The organism is Nocardia sp. NPDC047038, assembly GCF_040644075.1.
Lineage (GTDB): Bacteria > Actinomycetota > Actinomycetes > Mycobacteriales > Mycobacteriaceae > Nocardia > Nocardia sichangensis.
This window is the reverse complement of record NZ_JBEYVQ010000002.1, coordinates 150752-166295: the sequence shown is the minus strand read 5'-3', so window position 1 is coordinate 166295 and position 15544 is coordinate 150752. Positions and strand designations below refer to the sequence as shown.

Here is a 15544-nt window from a genome sequence, read left to right as displayed (position 1 = left end):
GCCGCCGATGCCTCCCTTCCTGCACGCGATCATCAGCTGGCTGCGGGTGGGATACCCGGACGGGGTCCCGGAAGCCGACTACATCCCGCTGCTCGCCCTGCTGCGCCGCCGCCTGTCCGACGCGGAGGTGGCCCGGATCGCCGCCGAGCTGGCCGGCTCCGGCGGCGCGGACATCGACCAGACCGACATCCAGGTGATGATCACCAAGATCACCAACGACATGCCGTCCGAAGCCGACGTGGCGCGGGTGCGCGCCCGGGTCGAGGCCAATGCGTGGCCGGGCGAGGACTGATCACGGGTGTTCGCGCGGGCCGCTGAGATAGGGGAGGCGGCGCACGCCCGCCGCGACCTCGTAGGCGAGATCTTCATAGCCCAGCGACAGTTCGGCGAGGCGCTCCCAGGCGTTGTGCACGGCCCATTCCGGCGCGCCGGAGAGGGTGTCGTACGCGCTGGCGGAGAACTGCGCGAGCCGATCGACCACCATGCCCACGGTTTCGGTGTGCATGTGTGCGCCGCCGTGCGGCGGTGACGTCTCGGTGGCGACCCAGCGGTCGATGACGAGCACGAGGCGGGCGCGGTGCTGGTCGATCTCGTTCGTCCCGCCCGGTGCACAGCGCAGGCGGCGCTGGTGTAATCCCGCGAGTAGGTGAGCCGACTCCAGGACTGGGTGGGCGCGATGCGGCGCCATGCGGCAAGCCTTCAGGACGAGCTCTTTGGTGGGCAGCGGTTCCACTGCGTCAACCCCCTGGATCGAATTTTCGCGCCGGGCGTCACGTGAAGGATCATCGGCGATGCCGCCCGCCCGGACGCGGCAATCGGAACCGAGTGCGCAACGGCGCGGTGTCCCACGGCGATTCGAGGACGACGAGGCCGACCGCTTCCAGCGCGGTGAGCCCGACCGGGCGCACCAACTCCTCCGTCAGCGAAACCATCTCCGCCGCTTGGATAGCCGCCGTCGCCTGCTCGGTGTTCACCATCCGGCCACGCAGATAGGACACCACCCACGCGTCGTCATTGACCCGCCGCGCCTGATGCGGCGTCCGATCGCTCACGATCCACATGCGGTCGACGACGTGCACGGACATCAGAACCCCTCCCCGCCGGAGCGGGTTCTGTCGAAAGCCCCCGCTGTGATGCGCAACACAAGAAGCGTAGGCGCGAAAGGGTGATAGGTCAAGTTGACCAGTCCATTTGACAAATCCGACCGCCTGTGGATCCGGGTACGGTCATCTGACGAACAGCCGGAGCCGGAAGGACGCATCGGACGATGGCACCACTCTCGCCCACGGTGGCGCGCTGGGAGCTCATGCTCCGGATCAAGCGCCGCCGCACCGAGTTCGACGTCTCCGCGTCCGTCATCGCCAAGGAACTCGGCTTCACGTTGTCGTATTGGTCGAAGGTGGAGAAAGAACGCGTCCTGGCCGAGGACAAGCTGCGAAAGTTGATGAGCTTGCTCGAATTCGACCAGGACGAACGTGCGGAGATGTTGCGGCTCCGCGACATCGCGAAGCGACGCGGCTGGTGGTCGGAGTACGCGGAGTTGTTGTCGGACGAGGTGATCCGCCTCTACGGGTTGGAGCACGGGGCGCAGAGCATTCGGACTTACGAGAGCGTCTTGATCCCTGGGTTGCTGCAAACGCGCGAGTACGCACAGGCGCTGTTCACGAACGACCTCGCGCGGGTTCGAAGGGTCGAGATCGACCGGTGGGTCGAGGTCCGCATGCGCCGCCAGGAAAGATTGGCCGGGCCCGATCCGTTACGCTTCCTCGCCGTGATCGGCGAAGCGGCGCTTACCCACCGCACCGGTGGCGGCGACGTGCTTCGCGGGCAACTTCGCCATCTGGCATCGCTGATCGAGCGCTACCCGGAAAGCGTGGACATCAGGGTCATCCCGTTCGACGCGCCGGGCGGAGTACTGCTCGGCGGCGCGACCTTTCACGTGATCGGCTTCGAGAACCCGCTGCTGCCGGATGTCGCGTGGAGCGAGACTCTTGTCCAGCTCGGGCTGATCGAGGAGACCGAGCCGGTGCGGCATCTCAACACGATGTTCGACAGCGCGCTCGCCGAGCACGCCATGTCCCGGACGGATTCCCTCCGCTTGATCGAGGCCAAAGCGGACGACTTGTAAGCTCGAATTGTGGATAGCTCGAATTTCCCTGTGGCGGGCTGGTTCAAGTCGTCCTATTCCAGCGACAGTCAGGCATGCGTAGAGGTGTGCTTCGACAGTGGTCGGGTCCTGGTTCGGGACAGCAAGTTCGAGGGTCCATCGGACGCATCGCCCACGCTGGCGTTCACGCCGACCCAGTGGGCGGGATTCACCTCCGCGATCCGCGCCGCCGACCTCACCTGACACGTCTCCCAGCAGACTCACAGCTTCACGACACCCATAACACAGCTCCATCCGGAAGAGTGTCCCCGTCGATGCGAAGCGATCCATCGACAGCTTCACCGGTGTGCAACTGCCCTGCCCACCACCGGAACCGGCCGGCGGCGCAGCCCCCTCGCATGCGTCGCCGGCCGCTCAGGTCCACGAGTGGCACATGGCTGCGGCAAAACGCGAGAAGGCCTCTCGATGGTGTGCCACTCGTCAGATGTCGGCGCCGTGCCGGCGGAGGGCGTCCATGGCCCGGGCGGTGATGGTTCGGGGGCGGTGGGTCAGGAGGGCGGCGCTTACTCGGATGAGGGTCCAGCCGAGGGATTCCAGGGCGGCGGTGCGGTCGATGTCCCAGGCGCGCTGGTCGCGGTCGGTCCAGTGGTGGGCTCCGTCGTATTCGACGGCGACTCGCCATTTGCGCCAGCCCATGTCGAGGCGTGCGAGGGTCATTCCGTCCGGGCCATGGATACGGATCTGGGTTTCCGGCGCGGGCAGTCCTGCTTGCCGCAGCAGCAAGCGCGTACGCGTCTCCTGGATGGACTCGGCGCCGCCGTCGATGTAGGGCAGAACTCGGCGCAAGCTCGTGGCGCCGCGTGCGCGCGGGTGCCGTTCGGCCAGCCGTTCGATGTCCGCGGTGGTCAGCCGGGTCGCGTTGCATAGGGCGTCGACGACTTCGACCGCCTCGCCGAAGTCGAGGCGTCGGGCCAGGTCGAACGCGGTCCGCGCCGGTGTGGTGCACCGGAATCCGCCGACGCCGCATACTTCGTCCGCCGGTATGGCGTCCCGATAGACCAGCACGTGCCGTGGCGGCCGGGCACGAGTCGACAGCGCGATCTCGGCGGGCTTATCGTCCAGCCACTGCGTCCCATGCATAGCCGCCGCGGAGAACCCGACCAGAATCCCGGCGCCCTTGACCCAATGCGCGACCGCCTGCGCGCGCCCCCGCGCATCCAGCCGAATCCCCTTCCGGACATGAACATCCGGAAACACACGCTCGAAGTCCTTCCGCAACTCCCAAGCGCTTACCACCCCTGCGCGTACCGCCCAACTCCCCGGAAAAACCTCCCCGATCTCCCCCATACCCCCATCCTCCCCACCACCCCCGACAAATCTCGCGAGTGGCACATGGCTGTGGCAAAACGCGAGAAGAGGCCTCGATGGTGTGCCAATCGTGACGGTCAACCGGCGAAGAGGTGGAGGAAGTGTTCGACTTCGGACTGGATGGCGGTGCGGGCGGGGGTGAGGTATTCGCGTGGGTCGGAGAGGTCGGGGGCTGCGGCTAGGCGGGCGCGGATGGCGGTGGTCATCCGGATGTTGAGGCGGGTGGCGATGTTGATCTTCGTCATGCCGTGTTCGACGGCGGCGCGCAGGCCGTGATCGGGGACGCCGGATGAGCCGTGCAGCACCAGGGGGACCGGGACCTTCGCGGCCAAGTGGGCGATGAGGTCGTTGTCGAGTTCGGCGGTGCGGGTGTGCATGGCGTGCGAGGAGCCGACGGCGACCGCGAGTGCGTCGACGCCGGTAGCGGTCACGAATTCGACCGCCTCGTCGGGATCGGTGCGTGCGCCGGGCGCGTGGGCGCCGTCCTTGCCGCCCACCTCGCCGAGCTCGGCTTCGATGTGCACACCGCGCTCGTGGCACCAAGCGGTGATCGCGGCGGTGGCGGCGCGGTTGTCGGCGTAGTCGAGGGCCGAGCCGTCGTACATCACCGAGCGGACGCCGAGATCGACGGCGGCATGGATCAATTCGGCGCTGGTGGCGTGGTCCAGATGCACCGCGATCGCGGCCTCACTGTCGGCGGCGATGCGCAGGCACGCCAGTGCCAGCGGGGCGATGCCGTGGTGATGGCGCGCGGTGTTCTCCGACAGTTGCAGCACCACCGGCTTTCTCGCCGATTCCGCGGCGGCCGCGATCGCCTCGGCATGCTCGAGGGTTATCACGTTGAAGGCGCCGAGTCCGCCGGGGCGGGCCGTGGCGATCAGATCCGGTATCGAGGTCAGCGGCATGGTTGCGTGCTTTCAAGGGCGAGCGGCGTACAGGGTTTACGGCGGAGGCGCGACCGGATGCGTTGGGGACCGGCTTGTGCGTCCGTGACCGGCTCGCCGCATGCCGAGGTCGTCGGCGGGTGAACGCGGCATGTGGTTCGCCATGCGAGCCGCGTAAGCGACCAGGGTCGCGGGATCGCCCGGCTCGCCCGCATCGCGGGAGCGTTCCGCACGTTCGCGCGCAGCGGCGAACCGGCTCGGCCGTCATGGAGAAGTCTTCTGCGGTGTGGAGATGTCCAGTTCCCGAACCTGGACGGTCGGGGCGAGGCGGGTGCGCAGGGAGCGGTCGATCTCACCGGCCACCGGAACCACCACGGCGGCCGCGGAGGTCGCGACCACGTCGGCGAGCAGGGCGGCCCAGTCCGGGCGCGATTCGGAGGAAAGGGCGGCGATCACCGCCGCCACCGCGGCATCGCCCGCGCCGGTGGGGTTTCCGGCGAGCGGTTCGGCGAGCGCCCCGGTCCACGCGCCGTCGGCGGTCACCGCGACGATCCCCTCGGGACCGCGGGTCGCGATCAGGGCGCGCACTCCGTTGTCGATCAGCGGCTTCGCGGCGATGACGATGTCGTCGGCGGTCGTCGGCCGGGTGCCGATGAGGCGCTGTAATTCGGTCTCGTCCGGAGTGAGCACGATGCCGGGCACCTGGGCGGCCAAGCGCAGCGCTTCGCCGTCGACGTCGCAGATGGTGGGCACGTCGGCCGCGATGGCGGTGCGGGCGATCTCGGCGGGCAGGGATGGTTCGATGCCGCCGGGCAGCGATCCGGAGATGACCAATCCGGCGATTTCCGGGAGCAGTCCCGCCACCCGGACCGACAACTGTTCGGCGGCATGCGGATTGGAGACTCGCGCACCCGGCTCCCAGAGCGCGGTGGCCGTGCCGTCCTCGGATTCGCTGATCACCACGGTGCGGCGCACCCAGGGCAGCGCGTGCACGAAGTCGACCGGCATCTCCAGTTCGGCGGCGGCCGCGAAGGCGTGGTCGGAGAACCCGGTGGCCCTGGCGTACTTGCCGAGCTGATTCAGTACCCGAGTCACGTTGATGCCCTTGCCGCCGATGCGCTGCTCCACCGACCGGACCCGGTGGGCCTGCCCGCGTTCGAAGCGTTCGACGCGATAGGTCATGTCGTACGCGGGATTCATTGTCACGGTGAGGATCACTTCAACCACTGTCCACGTCTGAGCACCCCACGCAAGTGGAGATTGTCACGGACTGTCAATATGTCGGCGAAGTAGCCGGGCCGCAGGTCACCGACGTCGGCGAGCCCGAGCGCGGCGGCCGGAACCGAGGTGGCCGCCAGGACCGCCGCGCGCAGCGGGACGCCGGCGTCGCGCACGGCCCGCGCGACGCATTCCAGCAGGGTGCTGACGCCGCCCGCGATCGAGCCGTCCGCGATGCGCGCCACGCCGGCACGGACCGTCACCGGCTGCGGACCGAGCTGGTACTCGCCGTCGCCGAGCCCCGCGGCCTGCATGGCATCGGTGACCAGCGCGACTCGCCCCGGCGCGGTCGCGAACACCAGCGCGGCGAAGCCCGGATCCACGTGCACGCCGTCGCCGATCAGCTCCACCGTCACGTCACCGCCCGCGGCGGCCGCCAGCGCCGCGGCGACCGGGCCCGGGTTCCGGTGATGCAGCGGTGGCATGCCGTTCGCCAAGTGCGTCACGAGGCTTCCTGAACCTTTGGGAGCCAGCGCGTTCCGGAACGACGCGTAGTCGGTGTCGCTGTGGCCGAGCGCGACCACCACGCCGTTGTCGGTCAGCCGCCGCGCGACGGCCGCGTAGCCGGGACGTTCCGGCGCGAGCGTCATCGCGCGCAGGTGCGCGCCACCCGCTTCCAGCAGCCGGTCGGTCAGCCCGAGATCGGGGTCGCACAGATATCGCGGGTCCTGCGCCCCGCAGCGCGCCGCGGACAGGAAGGGCCCCTCGACGTGGATACCGCCGAGCGCGCCTTCCTCGGCGAGTTCGCGCAAGGTGGCGGTCTGCGCCACCATCTCCGCGGCGGGGCCGGTGACCACGCTCGCCACCACGGTGGTCGAGCCGCGCGCATGGTGCGATTGCGCCGCCGCGCGGGCCTGCTCACCGCGCACGGTATCGAACCGGTACCCGAACCCGCCGTGATTGTGAATGTCCACAAGCCCCGGCAGCACGGTTCCCGAAAATGGCGGCTCAGGTAAATCGCGATGCGTCGCGCGCCACTGCGCGAACGACCGCACCGCGTCGATCCGATCCTCGGACACCATCACTACGCCGTCGTCCACCGTGACGCTCGCCGAGACGATGCGCCCCCGGATGAGCTGTGTGTGTGCTGTCATTCGAGTGCCCCTCGGCTCGCGCGGACCGGCTGCTGGATAGGGATGTCCACTGTGCTGGCTGAAGTTTGCCGTGCGCGACTATCGACGAACGGCCGGGCGGCCGGAATGATCCGGAAGCGGTACGTCGTCGGATGCGGGACCGCGCCGCACGGGTTCGAGGCGCGCAGGTGGTCACCGTGTCCGGCGGCAACCGTCTCGACGGGATTGGACCCAGGATCACTGGCGCTACTCGCGGTGCCGACCACGTGGCCGGGCTGTGCTGCCATCGAGCCGCCGCGCGGTCGCCCGTACGACGATCCGGCCCTGAAGACCCGCGCGGGGCCCTTGTCGAGAGGCACGCTCGGCGAGACGTGGGGTCCTCGGTTCGCCGGCCGCGCGGGTGACGTCATGTCAACGCTCCGCTGCGGGCGAAGAGGGCGGCGCCTGCCAAGCCCGCACGGGCGCCGAACCGGCCGAGGACGACTCGGGGAGCGGGGACCAGGCGGAGCCGGTCGGACAGGGCGCGGTGCAGTGGGTCGGTGAGCGCCGCGCCCGCTCCGGCGAGCCCGCCGCCGAGGACGACGAGTTCGGGGCAGGCCGCGTGGACGATGCCGACCAGACCGTCGGCGAGCGCGTCGACCGCGTCCGCCACGACGGCGGCGGCGTCGGGGTCGGTGGACATGAGTGCGAAAACTTCCGCCGCGCCGCCGGTCTCGCGTCCGGTGCGCCGGGTGTAGGCCCGCGCGATGGCCGCGCCCGAGGCGACCGTCTCGACGCATCCGGTATTGCCGCAGGGGCAGGGCAATCCGCCCGCACGCCGCACCGGCACGTGCCCGTACTCGCCGACCTGGCCGTAGCTGCTGCGCACCAGCCTCCCGCCGACCGACAGCGTGCCCGAGATACCGGTGCCGAGAATGACGACGCACACATTCTCGTGGCCCTGCCCTGCGCCGTACCGCCATTCCGCCCAACCGGCCACGGCGACATCGTGTTCGATCAGCGTCGGTACACCCCAGCGCTCGGGGAAGCGGTCGCCCACGTGCACGTCCCGCCAGCCGACGTTGCTGCTGAACACGGCGACCGACCGGGCGGTGTCGACGATGCCGGGCAGCACGACGGCGGCGCGACGTACCCGGCGGCGGTCGGATTCCGGGAGTCCCCCGAGTAACCGATCGCCCAGTTCGCCCATGGCATCGAACGCGGCCGGACCATGCGGTGTAGCCACGGTGCCCACGGCCAGCGCAGCGCCCCCCGCGTCGGTGATCTCGCCTTTGATGGTGGTGCCGCCGACATCCATGCCGAGCACGAGCGCGTCGTCCGGCAGCGCCCGCGCCGCTGCGCCGAGTATGTCCGTGGGCTGCCCGGCCGAACCTCGCCGCGCGGTCGGCCGGTCGCCGGGGCAGGCGCGGTCCGTCCCCGCGCCGCGCGATCCGGACACGGACGCACCCGACGGCGCACGCGGCTGCTCGGTTCCCATCCTCGGCACAGTAGTTCGTGGTGGCTCCCGCGACGGTGCGCATGCGGCCTGTGGTGATGTCACGAGTTCGAGTCGACTCGAGGCCGACGGTGTGGCTGCGGGCGCGACGATGCCGTCCGTACCCGGCGCGGTACGGCGAATGCTCACCGCAGGCCCTCGGTCACGACTTCAAAACCACCGAGCGATTCAGGCCGCGCGGGTGGTCGGGGTCCAATCCCAGGTCGGCGGAGCGCAGGAGGCAGAGCCGATGCACTCGGACCAGGTCCGCCATCGGGTCGATGTCGCGATGCTCCAGGTGGGCGCCGGTGGCGGCGACGTCGTCGGCGAAGCCCGGCTCGAGTGGGCCGAACGCCCAGACCGCCCGGCCGGGCGCCGCGATGGCGATCGGGCCGTGGCGGTACTCCGTCGCCGGATACGCCTCCGTCCAGGACTGACAGGATTCGCGCAGCTTGAGCGCCGCCTCCTCGGCGATGGCCGCCGCGAATCCCATACCGACGAAACTGATCTGCTCGGCGTGGCGGACCGCGGCCAGCGACTCGGCGGGATCCTCGGTGAGCACCGCGCGCGCTCGGGCGATCACCGAGGTGAGGTCTTCGCCGAGGTGGTTGCGCAGGATGGCGAGGGTGGTCGTCGCGAAGCGGGTCTGCACCACCGACCGCTCGTCGACCTGGTCGATGAGGATCGGGTCGCCCAGTTCGAGGACGGGCGTGCCGGGACTGGAGCAGATCACCGTCCGAGGGACGTGCGCCGGGATGTCCCGCATCGCGCGCACCACTTCGGTGGTGGTGCCGGAGCGGCAGATCACCAGGTAGCGGTCGTACTCGCGAGCGCGGACCGCGCTGGCGGGCCAGGCGTCGGTGAGGCCCTGACCCGCGCCCTCGCGCAGTGCCGCGATGGCGCGCGCCATGAAATACGACGTGCCGCAACCGATCACCGCGACACGCTCGCCCGGTTTCGGCAGTACGGCGCGATGTTCCGCCGCGACGGCGGCGGCGTGCGTCCAATCGTCCGGCTGGGTGGCCACTTCGGTGACCAGATGCGGCTGCGGCGTGGGGTCGGCAGGCGTAGGCACGCCACCAGCTTCACTCTGGATGATCGTTTATGTCAAATTTCAGACGAAAACGGTCACATATGATCACAATTCGGGCTAGATTGAGGTGCACCGACGGTGTGTCCTCCCATCATCGGCGGCTCCGCTGGCGCCGGGTGGGTAAATCTGAAAGGTTCTGCTCGTGAAAAGACCATTCCACCGCGTGCTTGCCGGAGTCGCGATGGTCACCGGCGTCGCGCTGGCCCTGTCGTCCTGTGGGTTCGGTGCGAAAAGTGGTGCGGACTCGGCTACCACGATCAATTTCCTCGCTCCCGCCTACAGCGACGGCGCCACGGGCACCAAGGCGCTGTGGGACGGCATCATCGCCGAATTCCAGAAGCAGAACCCGGGCATCACCGTCAATCTGCAGATGGAGTCGTGGAACTCGATCAACGACGTGGTGCGCACCAAGCTCCAGTCGCAGTCGACCACCCCGGACATCCTCAACATCGACGCCTACGCCAGCTTCGCGGGCGACGGCCTGCTCTACCCGGCGACCGACATCGTCTCCGCGCCGGTGCTGGCCGACATCCAGCCCGCTTTCGCGCAGAACGCGGCGCTGAACGGCACGCAATACGCGCTGCCGCTGTTCGCCTCCACCCGAACCCTGTTCTACAACACCGAACTGTTCGAGAAAGCGGGCATCGTCCGGCCGCCGAAGACCTGGGCCGAGCTGACCGACGCGGCGAAGAAGATTCAGGCGCTGGGCGGCGGCGTCTCCGGGTACGGGCTCCCGCTGGGCAGCGAGGAGGCGCAAGGCGAAACCTCCATCTGGACCTTCGGCGCGGGTGGCTCGTGGGCCGACGGCGACCGGGTCACCGTGGACACCCCGGAGAACCTGGAAGGGGTGCGGGCCATGCGTGAGCTGATCGACGCCGGTGCGACGCAGCCGAATCCGGGCGCGACCGACCGCAAGGACGTGATCAACGCCTTCATCCAGGGCAAGATCGGCATGATCGAAGCCCTGCCGCCCACCATCGGTCAGATCACCGCGAAGAATCCGGGTCTGCGGTACGCGACCGCGCCTTCGCCGACAAAGACCGGGAACCCGGTCACGCTCGGGGTGGCCGATCATCTGATGGCGTTCAAGAAGGACGGCGCCAAGGCCGAGTCGATCAAGAAGTTCCTCGACTACTTCTATTCGGCGGCGGTATACGCGGACTTCGTCAAGCACGAGGGCTTCATCCCGATCACCCACAGTGCCGCCACCGCCCTCGCCGAGGACCCGGTGACGAAGGCGTTCGCCGCCACGCTTCCGGTCGCGAGGTTCTATCCGAGCAACAACCCGAAATGGGCCGTGGCGCAAGGGGTGATCCGCCAGCAGATGGGCACCATCGCACAGGGCGCCGACCCCGCTCAGGTGTTGCAACGAATCCAGGAAGCAACGAAATAGCGTGCGGCGCAGAGGAGTACTGGCGGCACTGCCGTGGATCGGGCCGTCACTGGTCCTGATCGCGGCCGTTGTCGCCTTCCCGGCCTGCTACATGCTGTGGACCAGCACCAGGGACCTCAGCGCCTACGGCCAGGACCGGGGCGCCGCCGGACTGGCCAATTACCGGGCGCTGTTCGACATCTCGGAACTCGGCTCGGTGCTGGTCCACACGGTGGTCTGGGTGGTCGGCGTCGTGCTGGTCACGCTGGCGTTGTCCGCGGCGCTGGCCCAATTCCTGAACAAGGATTTCCCCGGCCGCGCCGCGGTGCGGATGGCGATCCTGGTGCCGTGGGCGGCGTCGGTCGTGATGACGACCACGATTTTCTACTACATGCTCGATCCGGACGTGGGCATCGCCAATCGGTTCCTGGTGGACATCGGCCTGCTCGACCGCGGATACGGGTTCACCAAGCAGCCGACGCAGGCGTTCCTCGTGGCGATGGGCGTCGCGGTGTTCGTCTCGGTGCCGTTCACCACCTACACGATTCTGGCCGGACTGCAAGCCATTCCGGCGGAGATCGAGGAGGCGGGGCGGGTCGACGGCGCGAGCGCCTGGCAGCGCTACCGCCATCTCACATTGCCGCAGCTGCGTCCGGCGATCGCGGTGGCGACCATCATCAACATCATCAACGTGTTCAACTCGCTGCCGATCCTGCAAGTGATCACCGGAAGCATCGCAGGCTTCTCGGCGGACACCACGACGACGCTGACCTTCAAGCTGATCCGGCAGAACCAGCAGGTCGACACCGCCGCGGCGATGAGCGTGCTGAACTTCGCGCTGATCGTCGTCGTCATCGCGATCTACGTGAAGCTGGTCCGTCCGACCGCGGAGATCGACCGATGACGACGCGGGTGGAGGTACGCGAGCAGGCCACGGCGACGCCGCCCGCCACGGCGGCGCCCGCGCGGCGTGCACGACGCCGCTGGGAGCTCACCGCCGTCGGCGTGGTGCTCGCCGCGGTGTTCCTGCTGCCGTTCGTCGTGATGGTGCTCGGTTCGCTGAAGAGCAGAGCCGAGATCCTGCGCATCCCGCCGACGTATCTGCCGCAGTCCTGGCATCCGGACAACTACGCGACGATGTGGGACACCCCCGAGACTCCGCTTCCGTTCAACCTGGCCAGCACGATCATCATCGCGGTCTGCGCCACCGCTTTGGTGCTGGCCGTGGCGATTCCGGCCGGGTATTACACGGCGCGGCACCGTTTTCCGGGGCGCCTGGTGTTTCTCGGCGTTGTGCTGGTGACCCAGATGTTGCAGCCGACGGTGCTGGTCACCGGGTTGATCCGGGAGTTCTTCGCGCTCGGCATCAACGACACCTGGCTGGCGATGATCTTGGTGAACGCCGCGTTCAACCTGTCGTTCGCGGTGTGGATCCTGCACAGTTTCTTCGCCGCGATCCCGGTGGAGATCGAGGAAGCCGCGATGCTCGACGGGCTCGGGCGCGGGCAGATCCTGGTCCGGGTGAGCCTGCCGCTGGTGTGGCCCGGCATCGTGACGGCGACGATCTTCGTCGTGGTGGCGTGCTGGAACGAATTCGCCGCCAGCCTGGTCGTGCTCACCACGCCGGAGAACCAACCGCTGTCGGTGGCGCTGACCAAGTTCGTCGGCCAGTACGACACCGCGTGGCAATACGTGTTCGCGATCTCCACCGTCGGCATCGTCCCGGTGGTGCTGCTGTTCGCTCTCATCGAGAAGCGTCTGGTGGCGGGGTTGACCGCGGGAAGCGTGAAATAGCCTGCGAGAACTGGCGCACCGGGATGACGGAATCGCCGCGCCGCCACTGTTCGGCGCGCTGATGGAAGGTAGCCGCGCGGTAGCATCGAGAGGTGACACGGCGGGATCACGGACCCAAGGACGGTCGCAGCTACGGCGGGCTGTCCAAGGAACAGCGGGTTGCCCAGCGGCAGACCCGCCTGATCGATGCCGCTCTCGAACTATTCGGCACCCAGGGATACGCGGCCACCTCGATCGAGCGCCTCTGCGCCGTGGCGAACGTCTCCACGCGCAGCTTCTACGAGGACATGGGCAGCCGCGAAGCACTGCTCATCGCCCTGGCGAATCGCATCACCTCCCGTGCGCTGGAACGCGCGCTGACCGCACTGGCGGCCACCGAGAACGAGTCCTTGCCCACCCGCGTGGTAGCGAGTTTCCGCGCTTATCTGAGCGTCACGTGCGCCGACGCCCGGTCCGCGCGGGTCTGTTATGTCGAGGTGGTCGGCGTGAGCACGGCGGTGGAGCAGTGGCGCAGGCAGCAGCGTGGCCTGCTGTCGGCGCTGCTGATCAGCGAGGCCGAACGCGCTGTCGGCCGTGGCGAGACCGGTCCGCGGCGTTTCGATCTCTTCGCGCTGGCCGTGATCGGCGCGGTCACCTCACTCGCCCAGGAATTGGTGCAGGGTACGGCGCCGGGTTCGGCGGTGAGTCTGGAGGAGATCTGCGAAGAGATCGCCTACTTCGTGAATTCCGGCCTTTCCCAGGCGCGCGATCCGGGTGCGGAAGACGGGCGTCTTCCCGCTACCGCGGCGCTTCCGGCCCGGCCCACCGTCGAGGCCGATGTGTTCTGAGCGGGGCCGGTGTCGGCCGTGCGGATTTCCGCGGTCGGTGGGTGCGTGTGTTCATATTGTTCGCGTGTTCGCCGAAACAGCAGGTTGCCCGCGCGAGCGGGGCGGTGTGAGATGACCGGGCCGTCGGATCGTCCGCAACGGTGGAACCGGTTGCTGGAATTGCTCGCCGAATCCGGGCGGCTTTCGGTGGAGGAGGCCGCCGAGCGGCTCGGTGTGTCCGCCGCTACGGTGCGTCGCGATTTCACCGCGCTCGCCGAACAGCAGCTGGCCACCAGGACGCACGGCGGTGTGGTGGCGACCTCGGTGGCCTACGATCTGCCCGCGCGTTACCGGCAGAGTGCGGGCGAGGCCAAGCAGCGCATCGCCGAACACGCCGCGTCGCTGGTCGATCCGTGCGCGGTGGTCGGGATGAACGGCGGCACCACCACCACGGCGGTGGCCAGGGCGCTGGCCGTGCGCACGGATCTCGGATCGGCCGGTGACGAGCAGCTCACTCTGGTCACCAACGCGCTGAACATCGCGGGGGAGATGGTGCTGCGGCCACACGTGCGCACGATCGTTCTCGGCGGTGTGGCCCGGCGCGAGTCCTATGAGCTGCACGGGCCGCTGGCCGAACGGGCGCTGGCCGAACTGCGGCTCGACGATCTCGTGCTCGGCGTGAACGCGATCTCCGTCGAGGGCGGCGCCCAGTGCAGGCACATCGACGAGGCCGGGGTGACCACCGAGATGGTGCGGCGTTCCGGCCGGGTGCTGGTGGTGGCCACCGCGGAGAAGCTCGAGCGCACCGCACTGGCCCGCATCTGCGGCATCGAGCAGGTGCAGGTGCTGGTCACCGATACCGGCGCGGATCCAGCCGCGGTGCAGGCGATCCGGGCGGCGGGCGTGCGGGTCGACGTGGTGTAGGCGCTCACGCCGTCTGCGCGATCCAGGTGTCCCAATAATCTTCGTACCACTGACGGAAGTTCTGGCCGTACGACATATTGCTGTGGCTTCCTCTCTCGAAGCGATAGTGATCAGCTATTCGTTGTACCGCCTCGTCGTGGGAGAACTCTCCACCGCGATATCTCTCATAAATCCTGCGGTATTTCCCCGAGACGCTGTGATTGATGTCCGGCCCGCCATTTTCGAGTATCTGGCGGCGTATGGCGAGCTGTGACATGACGGCATGGCCCTCGTTCCGCAGCGACCGGTCCACATGATCGGCCACCCATTGCTCCCGCGTTCGGCCCATCGGCGGCGAGGGGGCGTCGTTATGCGGATTACCGGGGTGGGCATGGTCGATCTCATGTGCGAGCGCATCGGCGGAGGCTCTGGCGTTGCCTTCCATATTGCGATCGAGAACAACAGCCTTCTCTTCGTAGTCGGCATAGGTTCCGTCCCCTCTCTTTCCGTAGCGAATGGTCCATCCGAACTGCTGCACGTCCTGGATCTGACGAATGAGGTCCTCGGACAACCCGGCGATTTCGTCGACTTCTCCGCCCAGCCCGGTCTCTACGGACGTCGGGTAGCCGAGCCGCTGTAGGCGTTTCTGGTATTCCGGGATTTCCAGGGTTTCCCCTCGGATGGCATCCCGACCGGCGAGATCGGCGTCCATTGTCTTGGCGACGGTCAGGTTGACTTCTCCGCTGAGATTATGGACATTGTGCGATGCGGCATTCGCGTATCTCGATAGATCGCGGCGTAGGCCGGTCGTCAGGTTCAGGAATAGTTCGCGGAGACGTCTCATTCCGGGCTACCGCTGCCGAGGCTCCGAGCTCGTCCACGGTTCTCGTGTACGGATATGTCTCTGAGGAGTTGCGAGCGGGCATGGAATCTGATGTGCAGCTTTCTCGCCCCATGCTCAGAGGTGAACGAAACCGCTCCTTCGGGCGGAATCCTCGGGTCGACCCGTGTGTTTTCCATCGGGAGTTCGAAGATCCCGGCCATATCCGCGCGGGTGATGCGGACGTCCATCGCGACGTGCATGATCACCAGGGCATGTGAACCGACTGCCCCCGTGCGCGGGCCGCGGAACACGATTGACGAGAACGGCCCGCCGTCCGGGTATGCCACGAATTCGCTTGTATGCGGATTCGCGCAGGGTACTGCACTGAACTCCATCGCGCACGCCGAGGAGACATAGTGTGGTGTGAAGCATTCTGGGACCGCCAGTACATGATTGGCAATCAGTCGGATATCGCGGATGTATGGCGATGTCATGCTGGCTGTTCCTCCGCGGGCCGAAGTGCTCAGGCCCGCGGATCATGACGCTCACATGCCGGAAATCGTTCCTAC

Annotated in this window: 18 protein-coding genes; 8 read left to right on the top strand and 10 right to left on the bottom strand. The window is 68.1% G+C overall.

Annotation, left to right across the window (positions count from 1 at the left end; genetic code table 11):
- Positions 1-7: 7 nt before the first annotated feature.
- Positions 8-292: a DUF3349 domain-containing protein gene (locus ABZ824_RS08955; RefSeq protein ID WP_355071768.1), complete on the top strand. Its 285-nt coding sequence runs from the start codon at positions 8-10 to the stop codon at positions 290-292.
- Here ABZ824_RS08955 and ABZ824_RS08950 read toward each other — a convergent pair whose 3' ends face one another.
- Complete coding sequence (locus ABZ824_RS08950) at positions 293-733, bottom strand: DUF4254 domain-containing protein (protein ID WP_356962687.1); 441 nt, start codon at positions 731-733, stop codon at positions 293-295.
- A 49-nt stretch (positions 734-782) separates the two neighbouring features.
- Positions 783-1085: a hypothetical protein gene (locus tag ABZ824_RS08945; RefSeq protein ID WP_356962686.1), complete on the bottom strand. Its 303-nt coding sequence runs from the start codon at positions 1083-1085 to the stop codon at positions 783-785.
- A gap of 182 nt (positions 1086-1267) precedes the next feature.
- On the opposite strand from ABZ824_RS08945, the gene ABZ824_RS08940 reads away from it, so the two are divergent.
- Positions 1268-2128 carry a helix-turn-helix transcriptional regulator gene (locus tag ABZ824_RS08940; protein WP_356962684.1) on the top strand — a complete coding sequence of 287 codons (861 nt, stop codon included), beginning with the start codon at positions 1268-1270 and terminating at the stop codon, positions 2126-2128.
- Positions 2129-2137: 9 nt separating this feature from the next.
- Entirely contained in the window at positions 2138-2350 is a 213-nt protein-coding gene (locus ABZ824_RS08935; protein WP_356962683.1) for a DUF397 domain-containing protein, read from the top strand.
- 237 nt (positions 2351-2587) lie between these two features.
- Here ABZ824_RS08935 and ABZ824_RS08930 read toward each other — a convergent pair whose 3' ends face one another.
- From ABZ824_RS08930 to ABZ824_RS08905, 6 genes are all read right to left on the bottom strand, one after another.
- Positions 2588-3454, bottom strand: coding sequence for a DUF559 domain-containing protein (locus tag ABZ824_RS08930; RefSeq protein WP_356962681.1), 867 nt, complete (start codon positions 3452-3454; stop codon positions 2588-2590).
- A gap of 98 nt (positions 3455-3552) precedes the next feature.
- Complete coding sequence (locus ABZ824_RS08925; protein WP_356962679.1) at positions 3553-4380, bottom strand: class II fructose-bisphosphate aldolase; 828 nt, start codon at positions 4378-4380, stop codon at positions 3553-3555.
- A gap of 243 nt (positions 4381-4623) precedes the next feature.
- Positions 4624-5577, bottom strand: coding sequence for a hexose kinase (locus ABZ824_RS08920; RefSeq protein ID WP_355071779.1), 954 nt, complete (start codon positions 5575-5577; stop codon positions 4624-4626).
- Positions 5574-6731 (bottom strand): amidohydrolase family protein, encoded by a 1158-nt coding sequence (locus ABZ824_RS08915; protein WP_356962677.1) that lies wholly within the window; start codon positions 6729-6731, stop codon positions 5574-5576. The genes ABZ824_RS08920 and ABZ824_RS08915 overlap by 4 nt, the downstream gene beginning before the upstream one ends.
- A gap of 385 nt (positions 6732-7116) precedes the next feature.
- Complete coding sequence (locus tag ABZ824_RS08910) at positions 7117-8187, bottom strand: ROK family protein (protein WP_356962675.1); 1071 nt, start codon at positions 8185-8187, stop codon at positions 7117-7119.
- A 160-nt stretch (positions 8188-8347) separates the two neighbouring features.
- The gene (locus ABZ824_RS08905; protein ID WP_356962674.1) at positions 8348-9259 is read right to left on the bottom strand and encodes a sugar isomerase; all 912 of its coding nucleotides are present in this window, start codon (positions 9257-9259) and stop codon (positions 8348-8350) included.
- A gap of 160 nt (positions 9260-9419) precedes the next feature.
- On the opposite strand from ABZ824_RS08905, the gene ABZ824_RS08900 reads away from it, so the two are divergent.
- From ABZ824_RS08900 to ABZ824_RS08880, 5 genes are all read left to right on the top strand, one after another.
- Entirely contained in the window at positions 9420-10670 is a 1251-nt protein-coding gene (locus tag ABZ824_RS08900) for an extracellular solute-binding protein (RefSeq protein WP_356962672.1), read from the top strand.
- 1 nt (position 10671) lies between these two features.
- A complete protein-coding gene (locus tag ABZ824_RS08895) occupies positions 10672-11553 on the top strand; it encodes a sugar ABC transporter permease (protein WP_356962671.1) in 882 nt (293 codons plus the stop codon).
- Positions 11550-12443, top strand: coding sequence for a carbohydrate ABC transporter permease (locus ABZ824_RS08890; protein ID WP_356962670.1), 894 nt, complete (start codon positions 11550-11552; stop codon positions 12441-12443). Before ABZ824_RS08895 ends, ABZ824_RS08890 begins: the two co-directional genes overlap by 4 nt.
- Positions 12444-12535: 92 nt before the next feature.
- A complete protein-coding gene (locus tag ABZ824_RS08885; protein ID WP_356962668.1) occupies positions 12536-13270 on the top strand; it encodes a TetR/AcrR family transcriptional regulator in 735 nt (244 codons plus the stop codon).
- A gap of 111 nt (positions 13271-13381) precedes the next feature.
- Entirely contained in the window at positions 13382-14173 is a 792-nt protein-coding gene (locus ABZ824_RS08880; RefSeq protein ID WP_356962666.1) for a DeoR/GlpR family DNA-binding transcription regulator, read from the top strand.
- A 4-nt stretch (positions 14174-14177) separates the two neighbouring features.
- On the opposite strand, the gene ABZ824_RS08875 is transcribed toward ABZ824_RS08880, so the two are convergent.
- Positions 14178-14996, bottom strand: coding sequence for a hypothetical protein (locus ABZ824_RS08875; RefSeq protein WP_356962665.1), 819 nt, complete (start codon positions 14994-14996; stop codon positions 14178-14180).
- Positions 14993-15469, bottom strand: coding sequence for a hypothetical protein (locus ABZ824_RS08870; protein ID WP_356962663.1), 477 nt, complete (start codon positions 15467-15469; stop codon positions 14993-14995). The genes ABZ824_RS08875 and ABZ824_RS08870 overlap by 4 nt, the downstream gene beginning before the upstream one ends.
- Between the last annotated feature and the right edge of the window lie 75 nt (positions 15470-15544).

What these genes read in the sequence shown, in the direction of transcription:
- ABZ824_RS08925 (WP_356962679.1), bottom strand. Translation starts at nt 4,380, where the DNA reads ATGCCGCTGACCTCGATACCGGATCTGATCGCCACGGCCCGCCCCGGC.
- ABZ824_RS08940 (WP_356962684.1), top strand. Translation starts at nt 1,268, where the DNA reads ATGGCACCACTCTCGCCCACGGTGGCGCGCTGGGAGCTCATGCTCCGG.
- ABZ824_RS08930 (WP_356962681.1), bottom strand. Translation starts at nt 3,454, where the DNA reads ATGGGGGAGATCGGGGAGGTTTTTCCGGGGAGTTGGGCGGTACGCGCA.
- ABZ824_RS08875 (WP_356962665.1), bottom strand. Translation starts at nt 14,996, where the DNA reads ATGAGACGTCTCCGCGAACTATTCCTGAACCTGACGACCGGCCTACGC.
- ABZ824_RS08910 (WP_356962675.1), bottom strand. Translation starts at nt 8,187, where the DNA reads ATGGGAACCGAGCAGCCGCGTGCGCCGTCGGGTGCGTCCGTGTCCGGA.
- ABZ824_RS08955 (WP_355071768.1), top strand. Translation starts at nt 8, where the DNA reads ATGCCTCCCTTCCTGCACGCGATCATCAGCTGGCTGCGGGTGGGATAC.
- ABZ824_RS08870 (WP_356962663.1), bottom strand. Translation starts at nt 15,469, where the DNA reads ATGACATCGCCATACATCCGCGATATCCGACTGATTGCCAATCATGTA.
- ABZ824_RS08890 (WP_356962670.1), top strand. Translation starts at nt 11,550, where the DNA reads ATGACGACGCGGGTGGAGGTACGCGAGCAGGCCACGGCGACGCCGCCC.
- ABZ824_RS08880 (WP_356962666.1), top strand. Translation starts at nt 13,382, where the DNA reads ATGACCGGGCCGTCGGATCGTCCGCAACGGTGGAACCGGTTGCTGGAA.
- ABZ824_RS08915 (WP_356962677.1), bottom strand. Translation starts at nt 6,731, where the DNA reads ATGACAGCACACACACAGCTCATCCGGGGGCGCATCGTCTCGGCGAGC.
- ABZ824_RS08945 (WP_356962686.1), bottom strand. Translation starts at nt 1,085, where the DNA reads ATGTCCGTGCACGTCGTCGACCGCATGTGGATCGTGAGCGATCGGACG.